This is a genomic window from Pseudomonas sp. 30_B (genome assembly GCF_017491605.1).
In the GTDB taxonomy this organism is placed as follows: Bacteria; Pseudomonadota; Gammaproteobacteria; order Pseudomonadales; family Pseudomonadaceae; genus Pseudomonas.
On the sequence record NZ_JAFGYY010000259.1, the window covers coordinates 1 to 478 of the forward strand.

1 protein-coding gene is annotated in these 478 nt (G+C 67.6%); it reads left to right on the top strand.

The window, feature by feature from the left end; all coding sequences use genetic code 11:
* Positions 1–478: phospholipase D-like domain-containing protein (locus tag J5M67_RS28190; protein WP_243434933.1), on the top strand; the 478-nt coding region annotated here is incomplete at both ends.

The following is a 478-nucleotide window of genomic DNA, read 5'->3' on the forward strand; positions in this document are numbered from 1 at the left end:
GCAGGAGACGGGCTCGCTCTTCTTCGCGGAGGCGATCAACGCCGCGCGCGAGCGCGTGTGGATCACGACGCCCTACCTCGTGCCCGACGAAGCGGTGATTTCCGCGCTGAAGCTCGCGGTGATGCGCGGCGTGGACGTGCGGGTGATGATTCCGAGCCGGCGCGATCACTATGTCGTTTTCGAAGCGTCGAAGCTCTATGCGCGCGATCTCGTCGACGCGGGCGTGCGGATCTTCCGCTACCGCCCCGGCTTCCTGCACCAGAAGGTCGTGCTGATCGACCGGGCGGCCGCCGCCGTCGGCAGCGCGAACCTCGACAACCGTTCGTTCCGGCTGAATTTCGAGATCATGGTGCTGACCGTCGACGCGGGCTTCGCCGCCGAAGTCGAGGCGATGCTCGCGCGCGACTTCGATCAAGCGTTCGAGGTCGACCTGAGCGAGTACCGGCGCTCGCCCGCGTGGCGGCGCGTGGCGATGCAC